The sequence below is a fragment of the Burkholderia diffusa genome (assembly GCF_902499115.1).
GTDB classification, from domain to species: Bacteria; Pseudomonadota; Gammaproteobacteria; order Burkholderiales; family Burkholderiaceae; genus Burkholderia; species Burkholderia diffusa.
Genome location: NZ_CABVPN010000022.1, coordinates 80431 through 96804, shown reverse-complemented (window position 1 = coordinate 96804; position 16374 = coordinate 80431). Strand labels below are relative to the sequence as shown.

The following is a 16374-nucleotide window of genomic DNA, read 5'->3' as shown; positions in this document are numbered from 1 at the left end:
GTTTCGGGTGCCGGTCGCGCGGGTGCCGGAGCAACGCACGACCGGACGTTCATTGCAACGCGCCGCTGGCGGCCTGAGCGCGGTATGCGCGCCAGCCGCCGAAGCGCGTGATGTCCTGCGCATCGTCGAGCGCCGCGCTTTCACACAGGAAGCCCTGCACCCGCGAGCCGTCCGCGAGCATCAGCGTGCCGATGCCGAGCGGCGCCGCAATCCCGGCGACGAAGCTGCCGTATGCGTCGACGGGCATCTCCCAGATCTCGACCGCGATCGGCGCGCCGCCGTCCGGCACGCGCACGAGGCCAGGCTTGGCGACGCCACCGCAGGCCGCCGCGGACAGCGCATAGAGTCGATAGGCGGCAGCCGTCGTCGTCGCGGCGACGAAGTGCGCGCCCCGCTGCGTGAGCTGCCCATTCAACGGCTCGCCACGCAGATGCGCGCCGACGACGGCCACGCGCACGACAGCGGACGACGCGTCGGAGGCTGATGCCGCCTGCGCTGGCGACCCGGCATCCCGGACGGCCGCATCGCCGGCAGCGACGGCGCCGCCGGTCCACGCCTGGGCGAGATCGAGCAGCCGCGCATCGTCGTTTGCGCGGCCGACGAACGTGATCCCGAACGGCAAACCCGCATGCCGCCCGCTTTCGCACGTGCCGGCCGGCACGGCGATTGCCGACAGGTCGAGCAGGTTGACGAAATTCGTGTAGTAGCCGAAGCGCGAGTTGACGCCGATCGGATCGGCTTCGAGCGCGTCGACGGTCGCGGTCGTCGCCGAGGTCGGCATGACGATCGCGTCGAGCCCATCCCATGCGCGCGCCGCCTCGACGCGCAGCGTCGCGAGCCGGTCGAATGCCGCGAACGCATCGGCCGCGCTGAAGCGCGACGCGCCGCCGACGATTTCGCGGATGACCGGATGCAGCGCATCGGGTTCCCGCGCGGCGAATGCGCCGATCGCGGCGAGCCGCTCGGCAACCCACGGGCCGTCGTACAGCAGCCGCGCGACCGCCAGGAACGGGCTGAAATCGATCTCGACGACGCCCGCGCCGGTCGCGCGCAGGCGTTCGAGCGCCGCGCCCCAGGCCGCGCGATACGATTCGTCACCGAAGAATTCGAGCTGATCGGCGCGCGGCGCGCCGAAACGCACCTGCGCGAGCGACCGCGCCGGATGCGCGCGCAGTTCGCCCGCGCCCGCTGGCGGCTGCCATGCGCGCCCGTAAGGGTCGCCTTCGATCACGCCATGCGCGACATCGAATACCGCCCGCGCATCGGCCGGCGAGTGCGCGAACACCGACACGCAATCGAGCGACCGGCAGGCCGGCACGACGCCGAGCGTACTCACCACACCGCGGGTCGGCTTGAGCCCGACGAGGCCGTGAAACGCGGCCGGCACGCGCCCGGAACCGGCTGTGTCGGTGCCGAGCGAGAACGTCGCGACGCCGAGTGCGACCGCCACCGCCGACCCGGAACTCGACCCGCCCGACGCATAGCGCGGATCGAGCGCGTTGCCGCACGCGCCGTAAGGCGAGCGCTGTCCCGAGAGCCCCGTCGCGAACTGGTCGAGATTGGTCTTGCCGACCGGAATCGCACCGGCCGCGATCAGCCGCTCGACGACGGGCGCGCTGCGCGCCGGCGTGTACGCATACGCCGGGCAGGCCGCCGTCGTCGGTATGCCGGCGAGGTCGATGTTGTCCTTGATCGCGAACGGCACGCCGTAAAGCGGCAACGACGCGACGTCGCGCCCGGCGAGCGCGTCGGCATACCGCGTCATCTCCGCGCGCGTCAGCGGACGGATCCACGCATGATGCGGGTCGCCGGCGTCGAAATGCGCGGCGATCGCGTCGACGAGCGCATGCGGCGTCAGGTCGCCCGCCACGTAGCGCGCGCGCAGCGCGGCAATCGAGCGCAGCCCGGGCAGGATGGAACGTTCCGCCGTGCTCATGCGACCTCCTCGGCGGCGCCCGCCTTCATCACCATCAGCCGCTGGCCAGCCACCACCGCCGCGCCCGGCGCACAATCGATCGTCTCGATCGTGCCGTCTTCCGTTGCCGTCACCACCACCTCCATCTTCATCGACTCGACGATCGCGACGACCTGCCCTTCGGTCACGCGCTCGCCAGCCGCGACCAGCACCTTCCACACGCTGCCCGACACGTCCGCGGCAATCGCCCGCTGCGTGTCGTCGAGCGCGCCCGCTGCCCGCGCCGCCTGCGCGTCGCCCTGCTCCGCGTCGCCGACGTATTCCGCGTGCCCGGCCGCCCGCCATCGCTCACGCTCGGCTTCGAACGCGGTTTGCTGCGCGTCCTTGAACGTCGCGATCGAATCCGCCTCGTCGCGCAGAAAGCGGTTGTATGCGCCCAGATCGAACACGGATTCCTCGATCCTCAGCGCCGCGCGGCCCGCGATGAAATCCGCGCGCAGCGCGGTCAGCTCCGCCTCGCTGACTTCGTAAAAGCGGATCTCGTCGAAGAAGCGCAGCAGCCAGGGCTTGCCGGCCTCGAATTCGCGCGTGGTGCGGTGGCGGTTCCACATCTGCACGGTCCGGCCGACGAACTGGTAGCCGCCGGGCCCTTCCATCCCGTACACGCACAGGTACGCGCCGCCGATGCCGACCGCGTTCTCCGGCGTCCAGGTGCGCGCGGGGTTGTACTTCGTGGTCACCAGCCGGTGCCGCGGATCGATCGGCGTCGCGACCGGTGCACCGAGGTAGACGTCGCCGAGCCCCATCACCAGATAGCGCGCGTCGAACACGATGCGCTTCACGTCGTCGATACTCGCCAGGCCGTTGATGCGCCGGATGAACTCGATATTGCTCGGGCACCACGGCGCATCGGGCCGCACCGACTGCATGTAGCGCTCGATCGCGACGCGCGTCGACGGGTCGTCCCACGACAGCGGCAGATGCACGACGCGGTTCGGCACGCGCATGTCGGCCACGTCGGGCAATTCGCGCTCGGCGGCCTGCAAATGCGCGAGCAGCGTGGCGAGCGGCAGCGTCCGCGCGTCGAACTGCACCTGCAGCGAACGTATCCCCGGCGTCAGGTCGAGCATGCCGGGCAGCCGGTGCGCGTCGAGCCAGCACATCAGCGCGTGCACGCGAAAGCGCAGGTTCAGGTCGAGCACGAGCGGCCCGTATTCGACCAGCACGTTGCGATCGCCCGAGCGCCGGTACACCACGCCGATGCCGCCGCCGGCCGACGGGTCGCGATGCAGCACGCAATCGTCCGGCGCGCCAGCGGATGCCGCGGGCGCGATCGCGATCGAGGCGGCGGCAGGCGCGGGCGACACGCGGGCGCGCACGAACTGCACGGTATCGCCCGGGCGCAACTGCCCGAGCTTCCACAACTCGTCGCGCACGACCGTCACCGGGCACACGAAGCCGCCGAGGCTCGGACCGTCGGGGCCCAGGATCACCGGCATGTCGCCGGTGAAATCGACCGCACCGATCGCATACGCGTTGTCGTGGATGTTCGACGGATGCAGGCCTGCCTCGCCGCCGTCCACGCGAGCCCATTGCGGCTTCGGGCCGATCAGCCGCACGCCGGTGCGGCTGGAGTTGTAATGGACCGTCCACTGCGTGCCGTAGAGCATCACGATGTCGTCGGGCGTGAAGAAATCGGGCGCGCCGTGCGGCCCGTCGAGCACGCCGAGCGTCCAGGCATGCGTCAGCGCGGGAACGTCGGCCGCGGCCAGCGTCGCGCCCGCGTCGCCGCGCCCCGCGTCCGCGTGCAGATGCAGCACGTCGCCCTTGCGCAGCGCGCGCCCCGCGTGGCCGCCGAACTGGCCGAGCGTGAAGGTCGCCTTGCTGCCGAGATAGTCGGGCACTTGCAGCCCGCCCTTCACGGCAAGACATGCGCGCACGCCCGCGCCCATCACGCCGCCGAGCTTCAGCACCGCGCCGGGCCGCGCGCGCAGCACCTGCCAGAACGGCGCGTGCTCGCCATCGAGCGTGGCCGCGAGCGGCGCGCCGCCGAGCACGAACAGCGTCGCCGTGTTGAAGCGCAGCGTCGCGCCGACCATCGTGAATTCCAGCCCCGCCGCGTCGCGCGCGTTGCCGAGCAGCGCGTTCGCGAGATCGAACGCGCGATCGTCCATCGGACCGGACGGCGGCACGCCGACGCTCCAGTAGCCGACGCGCCCGGGGGCTTGCTGCACGGTGGTCTGCACGCCACCGTCGAGCACGTCGATCGTGTGCGGCGCGAACGCGAAGCGCGACAGGAATGCCGTCGTCGGCGCGCCGCGCGCGAACGTGTCCGAGCCGACGACGGCGCGCAAGTAGTCGAGGTTGGTCTCGATCCCGTACAGCTCGGTACGCGCGAGCGCGGCCTGCAATGCGGCCAGCGCGTCGCGCCGCGTATCGCCGCGCACGATCAGCTTCGCGAGCAGCGGATCGTAATGCGCGCTGATCTCGGTGCCCGCTTCGATCCAGCCGTCGACGCGCACGTCGTCCGGAAACGCGACGTGCGTGAGCAACCCCGCGCTCGGCTGGAACTGCTTGTGCGGATCCTCCGCATAGAGCCGCACCTGGATGCTCGCGCCGCGCGGCGCGACGGCGAGCGTGTCGAGCGGCGGCAGGTCGCCTTCGGCCTGCAGGATCATCCATTCCACGAGATCGATGCCCGTCACCGCTTCGGTCACGCAATGTTCGACCTGCAGCCGCGTATTCACCTCGAGGAAATAGAACTGCCGCGCGTTCGCGTCGAACACGAATTCGACGGTGCCGGCCGATGCGTAGCCGACCACGCGGGCGAGCCGCACCGCGCTCGCATGCAGCGCATCGCGCTCGGCGCCGCTCAGGTCCGGCGCGGGCGTTTCCTCGATCACCTTCTGGTTGCGGCGCTGCACGGAGCAATCGCGCTCGCCGAGCGCGATCGCGCCGCCCAGCCCGTCGCCGAAGATCTGCACTTCGATGTGCCGCGCGTGTTCGACGAACTTCTCGAGATAGACCCCCGCATGCGCGAAGTTCGCGTTGCCGAGCCGCACGACGGATTCGAAGGCCGCCTCGAGCTGCGCGGCATCGCGGCAGAGCGACATGCCGATCCCGCCGCCACCGGCGGTGCTTTTCAGCATCACGGGATAACCGATTGCGTCGGCTTCGGCGAGCGCCGTCGCCACGTCATCGAGCAGGCCCGTGCCCGGCAGCAGCGCGACGCCCTGCGCGGCGGCGAGCGCGCGCGCGGTGTGCTTGAGGCCGAATGCACGCATGTGATCGCCGCGCGGCCCGATGAAGCGCAGGCCCGCTGCCTCGCATGCATCGGCGAAACCGGCATGCTCGGACAGGAAGCCGTAGCCGGGATGCACGGCCTGCGCGCCGGTCTCGCGTGCGGCAGCAAGGATCGCCGCGACGTTCAGGTAGCTGTCGGCCGCCGGCGCGGGCCCGACATGCACCGCTTCGTCGGCGAGCGCCACGTGACGCGCGTCGCGATCGGCATCCGAATAAATCGCGACCGACGCGATGCCGAGCCGCTTGAGCGTGCGGATCACGCGGCACGCGATTTCGCCGCGGTTCGCGACGAGGACCTTGGCGAACCTCATGTTGCCTCCCGCGAACGAGCGTGAGCGTGGGTGTAGTTCATTGAGCCTCCCAGATCGTGAGGCGCACGGGCGTCGGGTTGTAGCCGTTGCACGGATTGTTGAGTTGCGGGCAGTTCGAGATCAGCACGGTGACGTCCATCTCCGCGCGCATCTCCACGTACTTGCCGGGCGCGGAAATGCCGTCCTCGAACGTGAGCCCGCCGAGCGGCGTCACTGGCACGTTCATGAAGAAGTTGACGTTGCCGACAAGGTCGCGCTTGCCGAGCCGCGTGCCCGCGCCGCACGTGCAGTGCGCAATCGCGTTGAGGAAGCTGTCGCGGCAGTTGTGCATGTAACGCTTGTCGAGCGCATAGCGCACGGTATTGCTCTCGGCCGCACACGCGCCGCCGAGCGTGTCGTGGCGGCCGCAGGTATCGGCGACGATCGTCACCATCGGGTTGCCCCGGCTGGACAGCAGCACGCTGCCCGCGCTCAGGTACAGGTTGCGCTGCGCGCGAATCGTGTCCTGCGCGCTGTAGCGCTCCTCGATGTCGTCGGTGCGATAGAACAACGTGTCGACCGCCTGGTTGCCTTCCAGGTCGAGGATGCGGAAGACCTGTCCGCGTTTCAGGTCGTGCAGCCACGGTTCGCCGGCTTTCAGCGTGGTGTCGTGGATCGCGTCGCGCGGGTGGAGACGGCTTTCGATGATCGGCATTGAAGGGCTCCTTACGCGAACAGACGGTCGGTGTTGGCGAAGCCGCGCATGTTCTCCGCGCATGCGCGGCGGCACGGGTCGTCGTCGGGCGCGGCGCCGTCCGCCGGATACGCGCGGTACGCGATCAACTTCACGGGCTTCGGTGCGTAGTCCGCACGCGGATCGAGCGGATGCGGCGCGGTCGAGAACGCCGCCAGCGTGTTCATCTCGAAGCGCAGGTCGAGCGCGCTGCCGGCCGGCGAGTGGCCGGCGATGAAATCGAGCGTGCCGTCGTCGCGCGCGTCGAGCCTGCTGAAGAAGTTGACGTTCGCGGCGAGATCGCGCGCCGACAGTCCGTATTTCGCGAGCTCGAGCACGAGGCTGTCGCGACCGTTGCGGATCATCGCGTTGCGATCGGCCTGGTACGAGGTCGTGCCGTACTTGTGCGCGAACAACCGCGCATCGCCGACACCGCCGAGCGGGTCGTGCCAGCCGAGCGTGTCGGCCGTGATCGACGCGATCACGCGCCCCATGTCCGTATACAGCGCATGGCCGCGCGTGAGGTGCGCGGTGTGCTGCGCCTTCAGCGTGTCGGCCATGTTGTAGCGTTCGAGCGGGTCTTCCTGGCGATGAAAGACGGCGGACAGGTTCGCGCCGCCGTCGACATCGACGATGCGCAGTGCGAGGCCGCGGCGCAGGATGCCGGACCAGTGGGTTCCTGCGGGGATCAGCGTTTCCCACGCGACGTGTGGCGGTGGCACAAGGACGGGGACGGCTTGGGGGCTCGGCGACATGGCGGCTCCGTGGTCGGTTGGACAAAAGGCGTGAGAGGGCGACCGAACGACATCGCGACCTCCCGGGCTTTTATCCCTCCGTGGAGCCTCGCCGTTTCCTCGAATCGAGGCAAAGGCAAGACCGGATTGCTCTCGGACCAGTCATCGCGCGGCGCGAACGCCGCACGACCGGAACCCTAGCGATCCTGAAGATGATGCAAATTGCTTCGCACCTCTCGGGTGTCGATAAAGCGAGTTGCGTGCCAGCCGCCGCGCAATCACGGCACGACGCGGCACGACGGCCCGATGACGCACGGCATGAACGATTCGGCGGCGGCGGCTTGCCCTCGCGGCGGGCGTGCGACGCACCATGCGCACGCGATCGCGCACCGGCGCAGTGCGCATCGCGCACGCGCGCACCGCGCGATCCGCGATGGCATGGGCATTGCTGAACAGGTGCATCCTCACTCGATACCCCACTCTTCATGAACAAGCTCGACCTGCTCCGGCGCGCATTGAGCGCGCTGTTCTCCGCCCGCTTCATCGAACTTCAGCGCACCGTCCGCCGCCGTTGAATCGCGTTGCCGCGCGTCATTGGCACGCTTCTCGCTCGGCATGATGCCGAGAGGTGCGGCGGCGTCGCATCTTAGGGGTGCTAGGGTTCCGGTTCATCGAACGTCTGGTCCGAGAGCAGCCCGGCGCGGGTTCGTCCGATCGCGAGACCGGATGCACGCGCGCTACACGGCGGGACAAAAGCCCGGGAGATTGGCGATGGCAACGGCCGTCCCGCCTCTCCGTGGCCGCTTCTCGTTCCGCATCCGCAGGAACCGGCCACGCGGCCGGACCGCGCACAGGCACGGTCCGAATCGACGATCCCGATCCCGGTCTCCTGGAGAACAACGATGACCCGTCCCGCCCTGGCGTTCCGCCGCCTGCCGTCCCTCCGCTTCTTCCATTTCTTCCGTCCAATCCGTCACGCATTCGGCGCCGCCGTCGCGGCAGCCGCGCTGCTGGCAGCGCCCGCCGTGCACGCGGCGGCGCCGCTGAAAATCGGCTACAGCGACTGGCCGGGCTGGGTCGCGTTCCAGGTCGCGCTCGACAAGGGCTGGTTCAAGGAAGCCGGCGTCGACGTCGACTTCGAATGGTTCGATTATTCGGCCTCGCTCGACGCGTTTTCCGCCGGCAAGCTCGACGCGGTCGCGGCGACCAACGGCGATGCGCTCGTCACCGGCGCGGCCGGCGCGAAGAACGTCATGATCCTGTTGACCGACTATTCGGCCGGCAACGACATGATCGTCGCGAAGCCGCCGCTGCGCACCGTCGAAGGCCTGAAGGGCAAGAAGGTTGGCGTCGAGCTCGGCCTCGTCGATCACCTGCTGCTCGAAACCGCGCTGCAGAAGCACGGGCTCAAGGACGGCGACGTCACGCTCGTGAATGCGAAGACGAACGAACTGCCGCAGGTGCTCGGTTCGTCGACCGACATCGCCGCGGTGGCCGCATGGCAGCCGAACGCGGGCGAGGCGTTGAAGCGCGCACCCGGCGCACGGGCAATCTTCACGTCGGCGGATGCGCCGGGGCTGATCTACGATGCGATCACGGTCGCGCCGGCGAGCCTCGCCGCGCGTCGGGCTGACTGGGCGAAGGTGGTCAAGGTCTGGTATCGCTGCGTCGCCTATATCAACGACCCGAAGACGCAGGCCGATGCGGTGAAGATCATGTCGGCGCGCGTGGGCCTCACGCCGGCGCAATATCTCCCGCTGCTGAAAGGCACGCACCTGCTCGACGCGGCGGCCGCGAAGCAAGCGTTCCGCAAGGGCGACGGGCTCGACTCGATCTACGGGTCGACCCGCAACGCGAATGCGTTCAACGTGCGCAATGCCGTGTACAAACAGTCGCAGGACGTCGACGCGTATATCGATCCGCGCTTCAGCGAGCTGCATTGACCGTCGCGGGCTCGCTTGCAGGCCGAGCCGGGCATGCCGGCGGCTGGTCTGGTTCGGCAACGCGGGATATCCGCGCGCACGCATGACCGATCGAATCAGCGGTACGTGGGCCTGGCATCGCATCAGGTCCGCGTACCGATGCTACTGAAGCGACGCCTAAACGAGCACGCGCGACGCAAATAAGGCCGGTAGCGGAATTCAGTCCGAACAGGGGGCGTGCGTCCTTGGAGACGACGTCGACGCCCCTGGGGGCGACAGGACGCTGGTGAACGAGAGCGTGGCGGCGCACCGGCTCGTGATGCCGTTCGACACCTCGTTGCCGACGGGGATGGGCTATTACTTCGCGTATCCGGGCGGAACCGAACAGCAACAAAGGATCCAGCTGTTTGGCGACTGGATTGCGGACGAACGCGCGTGGAGCTGCGTCAAGCCGCCAGCCCCGCCGACGCGGCCGACGCGGCCGACGACAACACCGGCACTTCCGGATTGAACCGCGTCATGCAGTTCAGATCGAGCGCGCGAATCTGCTCGGTCATGAAGTCGACGAAGATCCGGATGCGCGTCGGAAGGTGTTGCCGGCTCAGATAGCAGATGTAGTGACCGCGATCCTCCGGCACGTGCTTCGCCAGCGCGACAACGAGTTCGTTCGACGCGAGATGGTCGCGGATCTGGTAGCCCGCCATCTGCGCGATGCCCGATCCGTTCAGCACCGAGCGCAACACCAGATCAGCGTCGTTGAACGTGAGGCGCGACGTCGGCAGGTACTTCTGCACGCGGCCGTCCACGTTGAACTCCCATTCGAACAGGCGCCCGCTCGCAAACCGGAAATTGATGCACTCGTGCCGGTCGAGGTCCTCGACGCTCTGCGGGAGACCGTGCCTCGCCACATACGACGGCGCCGCGCAGAGCGCCATCTGCATCGGAATCAGTTGCCGGGCGATGATGCTGGAGTCCTCGATGCGGCCGTTACGGAACGACACGTCGATCCGCTCGGACACCAGATCGACGGGCCGGTCGTCGAGCAGCAGATCGATGATGATGTCCGGATAGGCGTGCGCGAACTTTTCCAGCAGCGGCGCCACGATCTTCCTGCCGAATCCCACTGCCGAGCTGATGCGGATGAGGCCGCGCGGCGGCCCCTGCCGCAATTCCAGCATGTCGTTCATGGCTTCGACGATCTGCGCCACGCCCTGATGGCAATTCTCGAAGAAGCGCCGGCCCTCGCAAGTCAGCTCGGTCGTGCGCGTGGTCCGCTGGAACAGCCGCGTGCTCAGTTGGGCCTCCAGCTTCTGGACGTTCCGGCTCACGGCCGGCCGCCCGACGCCGAGCAGTTCGGCGGCCTTGGTGAAACTCCCCTCGCTCGCCACGGCAACGAATGCAAGGATGCCTGCATAGCTCGCACCGAAGCTCGCCGACAGTGCATCGGCGCGACTGGCCAGGTCGCGACGCGCGCCGTGTTCCGATGTTTCCGAATGATTCATTTCCGCTGCCCCCACACGTGCTGCTCACACGGATCGACTCGTCGCCGGCATGCGCCGGCGTATCGCATACGTGCGAACGTGAATCAGCTTCGTGCCAGCCACTGGTCGAGACCGATGCGGCCCAGCCGCGCGTCCCCGAGCGGCACCAGCGACGTTTCCTCGACGCGGCCGCCGTAGTAGCGGGCGTCGCGATCGGTCACCACCGCGCGCGTGTCGCCGACCGACTTCAGGTAGCGCGCGACGATCTCCGCGAACGGCGCGCGATCCGGACCCGCGATCTCGATCGTGCCGTTCTGCGGCCCGGCGAGCGCGGCCTGCGCGACGAGTGCCGACACGTCTTCCGCGGCGATCGGCTGGAACAGTCCGTCGCCGATGCGCACGGTGCCGTCAACCGTGCCGAAATCCGCGATGCCGCCGATGAATTCCATGAATTGCGTCGCGCGCACGATCGTGTACGGTACGCCCGCCGCCTCGATCGCCTGCTCCTGCGCGACCTTGGCCGCGAAATAGCCGTTCTCCGGCATCCGGTCGCAACCGACGATCGACAGCGCGACGTGATGGCGCACGCCCGCGGCCACTTCGGCCTTGCCGAGATTGCGTGCCGACGTGCGGAAGAAGTCCAGGACCGCCTGCGGTTCCCATGACGGTGCGTTCGCCACGTCCACGACCACGTCCGCGTCCGTCAATGCATCGGTCAGGCCCTCGCCCGTGATGGTATTGACACCGGTGCGCGGCGATGCGGCAACCGCCCGATGGCCGGCTTCCTCGAGCAGCGTGACGACACGCGAGCCGATCAGGCCCGAACCGCCGATGACAACGATCTTCATCGCAAAATCTCCTGACGAATGGATTGCATGTGAATGCGAGGGGACATGACGGGTGCCGGATCCGCTGAAGGCGGTGATGACCGTCGCATCGCGTGGAGCAATTGTGGAAGAATCATGTCCTATCCATCAGTGCCAAGAATCGTCGATCGGACTGGTCCATGCCGTGTCTGTTCCGTTACCCACGAGGCCGTCATGTCTGCGCAATCCTCCATGCTGACCATCGAAATCGACCGGCAGCATCAGTTGCCGATCTATCTGCAGATCTGTGAGCGGTTCAGAACCGCGATCGCCGCGGGCCACCTGCGTCCGGGCGATCGCGTGCCGGCGTTACGCGGTCTGGCGACGCAATTGAACACGGCGCGCGGCACCGTCGAACAGGCTTACACGATCCTGGTCGACGAGGGATATCTGCAAATGCGCGGCGCGGCAGGCACGTTCGTCTCGCCGTCCTTGCCGAAATCGCTGCTGCGGGCGACCCCCGCGCATGACGACGAATCGGCGGCGCACGTCGACAGCGCCGACGCGCTTCAGGTACCGGGCATGTCGCGCGACAGCCCGCCTCCGCGGCGCGCGCAACCGATCGCCGTCGCGATGAGCGGCGAGCCGCGCCCGTTGCAGCCCGGGGTCCCTGCCCTCGACGCCTTTCCGCGCAAGGTCTGGCACCGCCTCGTGTCGCTGCGCGCGCGCAGCGGGGATCGTGCGCTGCTGGGCTACCCGAATCCGGCCGGTTACAGGCCGCTGCGCGAACACATCGCCACCTATCTGGGGCTGTCGCGCGGCGTCACCTGCGTGCCGGAACAGGTGTTCATCACCAGCGGCTACCGCGCCACGCTGGAACTCGTGCTGCGCAGCCTCGCGCGTCCGAACGACCGCGTCTGGTTCGAGGACCCCGGCTATCTGCTCGCACGCAGTTTCCTCTCCGAGACGGGCGTGCACCTCGTCCCGGTGCCGGTGGATGCCGAGGGAATCGACGTCGAGCGCGGCCTGCAGCTGGACGCGCACGCGCGCTTCGCGCTCGTGACGCCGTCGCATCAGAGCCCGCTCGGGCATACGCTGTCGCTGTCCCGCCGCATCGCGCTGCTGGACTGGGCCGAAAAGACGTCCGGGTGGATCGTCGAGGACGACTACGACAGCGAGTTCCGCTATCTGGGCCGCCCGCTGCAGGCGCTGAAGAGTCTCGACCGGCGCGATCGCGTGATCTATTGCAGTACCTTCAGCAAGGCGATGTATCCCGGCTTGCGGCTCGCGTACGCAGTCGTGCCGGAGCGTGCGGTGGAGCGTGTCGAACGCGTGGCCTGCAGCATGAACGCAGGCTCGCCGGCGCTCCTGCAGGCGGCCCTGGCGGATTTCATCGAACAGGGTCACTTCGCCCGGCACCTGAAGCGCATGCGCACGCTGTATGGCGAGCGCCGCACGCTGATCGTGCACGCATTGCGGCAGGCGTTCGGCAAGCGGCTGATCGTCGACCTGCCGCCTGGCGGCATCCAGTTCGCGGTGCGGTTCACGGCGGGGCCCGAGGGGCCGGTCGACGATGTCACCGTCGCCGCGCGCGCCCGCGAAGCCGGGCTCGCGGTCCTGCCGCTGTCGATCTGGTACACGAACAGCCACACGCAGCAAACGCCACGCGGCCTCATCATCGGGTTCGCGAACATCGCCGACGCGGACGAAGCGCAACGTCACGCACGAGCGCTGCGCGCGTGCCTGGGCCGCTGACGCGCGGCGTGCACCAATCGCGTGCGGCCTTGCGTGCCGGCAACCGCTGCCGCCGGGCGCCTGATTGAAATTCGTGCCGCGTTCCCGATTGGTGTCCAACGGGAAACATACAATCGCCCGGAACGGCCATACCGCCATCCCGCGCGCGCCTCTAGCATGGAAGCGTCTTTCTCCCGTAGACGAACCGGGAATCGGGCTGCACCGGAAGATTGCCGCATTCCTCGGACGATCCTCCGTGCCCGTCATTCCTTGACGACGCTACTTGCCCCGGCGTTCCGGCCCCTTCGCAAGACGTTTCGACGATCGAATGACCGAGGTCGAAGCGTGTCGCTGAATTCGAGCACGCATCATGGATGACAACAAGCTGCAAGCCCCGCCGCTTTCCCTCCTCGACAGGTATCGAGGCCGGGATTTTCAACCGCTTTACACCACGACCGTCACCGTGTCCGGTGGCGAGACGGGACACGGCCGCGCATCCGGCGTCGTCCGCTCGGACGACGGAAATCTCGCCGTCGACTTGCGCCTGCCCACCGAGTTTGGCGGGCCCGGCAACGGGACCAATCCGGAGCAATTGTTCGCGGCCGGCTTCGCCGCGTGCTTCCACGGCGCGCTCAATCTGCTCGAGAAACGCGCCGATATGGAAACCCCCGATACCGCCGTGGAAGTGCAGGTTTCATTCGGCCGCGATCCCATGGACGGCGGCTATGCGTTGCTCATCGACGTTCGGGTACGGATGCCGGGCGTCGATCGAAACGTCGCGGAAGAAATGGTTCGAACCGCGGAACGCTTGTGCCCATATGCGAAGATGGCACGGCAAGGCACCGTCAATATCGTGACCGTCGTCGACTGACCCGGCGCCTGTCGCGCCGCGACAGCGCGTCGTCCGCCGACGGCGTTCGTTGCCGCAGCGGCATGCCCCCGCCGCGCATCTCGCGACGCGCGCGCGGGGGGCGACCGGTCAATCGAACGACGCCTGCGGGTTACCGGCCGCCAGTGCCTCGGCACGATTCGGTGCCGGCGGATAGATCCATTGCGTGTTGATCATCTGCTTGCGCGCCTTTCCTTCGGCATGCGTCAGTTTGATCTGCCGATCCCAGCCTTCCGAGTACACGGCCCCCCAATCGCCCAGGTCGACGCATGTCGCATAGAACGGCTGCCGGTATTCCAGTGTCGGCACGCCGATCAGATCCGCCGCGACGTTGTGCCCGCCGAATTGCCCCATCACGATCGCGTGCTGGCACGACATCAATGCATAGTGCCCGTCATCGTCGCTGCGCGCCCGCGCCACGTCTCCCGCGACGAATACGTGCGGCGCTTCCGCCACGCGAAGATCCGGTGTGACCTCGACGCGCCCGAGCGGGTCCAGGTGCGACGAGACTTGCGACGTCAGCGGGCTCGCAAGCATTCCGCCCGCCCAGATCACGGTCATGGACTCGATGTGCATGCCCGACGCGGTACGCACGCCGTCGGCCGCGACCGACACGACGCGCGATCCGAGCACGGCCTCGACGCCCAGCGACGCGAATGCTTCGGCGACATACGGCCGAGGATTCGGGCCGAGATCGGGACCGATGTCGTCCTGCGCGCCGATCACGACGACACGCCCCTTCGTTTGCGGGCCAAACCACTCGCGCAAACGCTTGGGCAACTCGGTGGCAACCTCGATACCCGTAAAGCCGCAGCCGACCACCGCGACAGTATTGCGTGCCGGCGATTCCGGCAGTTTCGCGAGCGCCGCGAAGTGGTCGTCGAGCGCGACGGCGTCCTCGATACGATCGACCGAAAACGCGTGTTCCGCGAGCCCCGGCACCGGCGGCTTGCTCAACCTGCTGCCGCTGGTCAACAACAGCCTGTCATACGCGAGCAGACGTCGCTGGCCGTTGGCGCATGCGACACTGACCGTCTTCTCGCGGACGGAAATCTCCTCGACGCTGCCTTCGAGAAACTTCACGCCGACCGCATCGAGCAGCGGCAGCAACGGTGCGGCCATCCGCTGCGGCTCGCTTTCGTACAGCCGCGGCCGGATCTGCAGTTCCGGTTTCGGGGAGATCAACGTGATCTCGACGTCGCCGCTCGTCACACCGGCACCATCCAGCACGCGCGCCGCGCCCAGTGCGCCCCACACGCCGGCAAAACCGGCACCCACTATCAGGATCTTCTGCGACATGATCATTGCCCTCGGTTGATGTCGATGGCGGCAACTCGCCGCGCGAAGTCATCCTAGGTCGACACGGCATTGCGCAGTAGATCCGCAGTCGTGCTCACGATGTTGCCGCTTCGGCACCAATCCATCACACGCCGCACTGATCGATCGCGGGCATGATGTCGACGAACGATCGCACGCGACTCGAACGCCGTCTTCGTCACCCACCTGACTCAACGATGAGGCAAATAAAATGCACATGGGGAAATCGTACAAACTGTCGGAGTTCCTGATCTGGACGCGCTGGAAAATTTACGAGTTGCTCGTTTTCGGTTCCGTTCCGGTTGTCCTGTACAAGTTTTTCTCCGTTACGTGGCTGTCGATCCCCCTGACGATCGTGGTTCTGCTCGGAACTGCCACGTCGTTCATCGTCGGCTTCAAGAACGTTCAAACCTACAACCGCGCAATGGACGCGCTGGACATCTGGACGGATATCCTGAGCACGAGCCGGCGCTGGGGCCAATTCGTCCGCGACTTCGTCACCGATGACGAGATCGCCCGAACACTCGTCGATCGCCACCTGGCGTGGCTGACCGCGCTGCGCTACGACCTGCGCCGCCCGCGCATCTGGGAAAGCACGAACAAACGCTACAACGCAGAGTACCGCCGGTTCTATCGTGTTCCGGAGTGGGAAAAGGACATCAGCGAATTGTTGCCGAAGTACCTCTCCTCGACCGAAACCGAACAGTCGCTCTCCTCGGCTTGCATCGCAACGTTCGTGCTGAGCCTGCAGGGCACTTCGCTCCGGACGCTTCACATGTCCGGCCATCTGAATTCGAACTTTTACATGGAGCTTCAGAAAACCGTCGGCGATTTCATCGATCTCCAGGCAAGATCGGAACGCTTCAAGAACTTTCCCTACCCGCGTCAGTATGCGACCGTCAGCTCCCTGTTCGTCCGGTTCTTCTGCCTGTCGCTTCCGTTCGGTCTTCTGAACGAATTCAACCGGTTGAACGATAGCGTCAGCGGTTTCATGCACGGCAACATGGTCTGGCTGGTCGTGCCGTGCAGCGTCGCCGTTTCCTGGATGTACACCTCGCTCGAGCAGGTTGGCGAAAGCACGGAGAACCCGTTCGAAGGCGGCGCCAACGACGTGCCCATTTCAACGCTGTGCAGCACGATCGAGCGCGATCTGAAAGCGATGCTCGGCGAACATGCTCGCGATCCGTCGAGCCGCACCATCATCGCGCTGTAGCGCGTCACACGTCTTGCGTTTCGCCATCCTCCGTTCG

General features: G+C 67.4%; 11 protein-coding genes and 2 riboswitches. Of the genes, 4 read left to right on the top strand and 7 right to left on the bottom strand.

The features are described from left to right. Nucleotides 1–49 precede the first annotated feature (49 nt). The 4 genes from atzF to BTE28158_RS22250 are packed head-to-tail and all read right to left on the bottom strand — an operon-like array spanning nucleotide 50 to nucleotide 6996. Entirely contained in the window at nucleotides 50–1936 is a 1887-nt protein-coding gene (gene atzF / locus BTE28158_RS22265) for an allophanate hydrolase (RefSeq protein ID WP_151047468.1), read from the bottom strand. Next, nucleotides 1933–5529, bottom strand: a complete 3597-nt coding sequence (gene uca / locus BTE28158_RS22260; RefSeq protein ID WP_151047466.1) for an urea carboxylase — start codon at nucleotides 5527–5529, stop codon at nucleotides 1933–1935. The genes atzF and uca overlap by 4 nt, the downstream gene beginning before the upstream one ends. Nucleotides 5530–5566: 37 nt before the next feature. Beyond that, complete coding sequence (locus tag BTE28158_RS22255) at nucleotides 5567–6223, bottom strand: urea amidolyase associated protein UAAP2 (RefSeq protein ID WP_151047463.1); 657 nt, start codon at nucleotides 6221–6223, stop codon at nucleotides 5567–5569. Between the two features lie 11 nt (nucleotides 6224–6234). After that, nucleotides 6235–6996 (bottom strand): urea amidolyase associated protein UAAP1, encoded by a 762-nt coding sequence (locus tag BTE28158_RS22250; RefSeq protein ID WP_151047460.1) that lies wholly within the window; start codon nucleotides 6994–6996, stop codon nucleotides 6235–6237. A 57-nt stretch (nucleotides 6997–7053) separates the two neighbouring features. Continuing rightward, nucleotides 7054–7187: riboswitch (guanidine-I (ykkC/yxkD leader) on the bottom strand. Nucleotides 7188–7619: 432 nt separating this feature from the next. Then, nucleotides 7620–7741: riboswitch (guanidine-I (ykkC/yxkD leader) on the top strand. A gap of 136 nt (nucleotides 7742–7877) precedes the next feature. On the opposite strand from BTE28158_RS22250, the gene BTE28158_RS22245 reads away from it, so the two are divergent. After that, a complete protein-coding gene (locus BTE28158_RS22245; RefSeq protein ID WP_151047454.1) occupies nucleotides 7878–8918 on the top strand; it encodes an ABC transporter substrate-binding protein in 1041 nt (346 codons plus the stop codon). Nucleotides 8919–9343: 425 nt separating this feature from the next. Here the strand turns inward: BTE28158_RS22245 and BTE28158_RS22240 are convergent, their stop codons facing one another. Both BTE28158_RS22240 and BTE28158_RS22235 read right to left on the bottom strand, forming a co-directional pair. After that, nucleotides 9344–10399, bottom strand: coding sequence for a LysR family transcriptional regulator (locus BTE28158_RS22240; protein WP_151047452.1), 1056 nt, complete (start codon nucleotides 10397–10399; stop codon nucleotides 9344–9346). Nucleotides 10400–10482: 83 nt separating this feature from the next. Continuing rightward, entirely contained in the window at nucleotides 10483–11226 is a 744-nt protein-coding gene (locus BTE28158_RS22235) for an SDR family oxidoreductase (RefSeq protein WP_059606219.1), read from the bottom strand. Nucleotides 11227–11418: 192 nt separating this feature from the next. Here BTE28158_RS22235 and pdxR point away from each other — a divergent pair, with 192 nt between their 5' ends. Next, on the top strand, nucleotides 11419–12939 hold the full coding sequence (gene pdxR / locus BTE28158_RS22230) for a MocR-like pyridoxine biosynthesis transcription factor PdxR (protein ID WP_151047450.1): 1521 nt from the start codon (nucleotides 11419–11421) through the stop codon (nucleotides 12937–12939). Between the two features lie 349 nt (nucleotides 12940–13288). Further along, on the top strand, nucleotides 13289–13789 hold the full coding sequence (locus tag BTE28158_RS22225) for an Ohr family peroxiredoxin (RefSeq protein WP_124902555.1): 501 nt from the start codon (nucleotides 13289–13291) through the stop codon (nucleotides 13787–13789). 108 nt (nucleotides 13790–13897) lie between these two features. Here BTE28158_RS22225 and BTE28158_RS22220 read toward each other — a convergent pair whose 3' ends face one another. Continuing rightward, nucleotides 13898–15106 (bottom strand): NAD(P)/FAD-dependent oxidoreductase, encoded by a 1209-nt coding sequence (locus BTE28158_RS22220; RefSeq protein WP_151047448.1) that lies wholly within the window; start codon nucleotides 15104–15106, stop codon nucleotides 13898–13900. Between the two features lie 229 nt (nucleotides 15107–15335). Between BTE28158_RS22220 and BTE28158_RS22215 the strand changes: the two genes are divergently transcribed. Further along, nucleotides 15336–16337, top strand: a complete 1002-nt coding sequence (locus BTE28158_RS22215) for a bestrophin family protein (protein WP_151047446.1) — start codon at nucleotides 15336–15338, stop codon at nucleotides 16335–16337. Nucleotides 16338–16374: the final 37 nt, after the last annotated feature.

Coding starts and splice junctions, on each gene's coding strand:
- atzF (WP_151047468.1), bottom strand. CDS start 1,936: ATGAGCACGGCGGAACGTTCCATCCTGCCCGGGCTGCGCTCGATTGCC.
- uca (WP_151047466.1), bottom strand. CDS start 5,529: ATGAGGTTCGCCAAGGTCCTCGTCGCGAACCGCGGCGAAATCGCGTGC.
- BTE28158_RS22255 (WP_151047463.1), bottom strand. CDS start 6,223: ATGCCGATCATCGAAAGCCGTCTCCACCCGCGCGACGCGATCCACGAC.
- BTE28158_RS22250 (WP_151047460.1), bottom strand. CDS start 6,996: ATGTCGCCGAGCCCCCAAGCCGTCCCCGTCCTTGTGCCACCGCCACAC.
- BTE28158_RS22245 (WP_151047454.1), top strand. CDS start 7,878: ATGACCCGTCCCGCCCTGGCGTTCCGCCGCCTGCCGTCCCTCCGCTTC.
- BTE28158_RS22240 (WP_151047452.1), bottom strand. CDS start 10,399: ATGAATCATTCGGAAACATCGGAACACGGCGCGCGTCGCGACCTGGCC.
- BTE28158_RS22235 (WP_059606219.1), bottom strand. CDS start 11,226: ATGAAGATCGTTGTCATCGGCGGTTCGGGCCTGATCGGCTCGCGTGTC.
- pdxR (WP_151047450.1), top strand. CDS start 11,419: ATGTCTGCGCAATCCTCCATGCTGACCATCGAAATCGACCGGCAGCAT.
- BTE28158_RS22225 (WP_124902555.1), top strand. CDS start 13,289: ATGGATGACAACAAGCTGCAAGCCCCGCCGCTTTCCCTCCTCGACAGG.
- BTE28158_RS22220 (WP_151047448.1), bottom strand. CDS start 15,106: ATGTCGCAGAAGATCCTGATAGTGGGTGCCGGTTTTGCCGGCGTGTGG.
- BTE28158_RS22215 (WP_151047446.1), top strand. CDS start 15,336: ATGCACATGGGGAAATCGTACAAACTGTCGGAGTTCCTGATCTGGACG.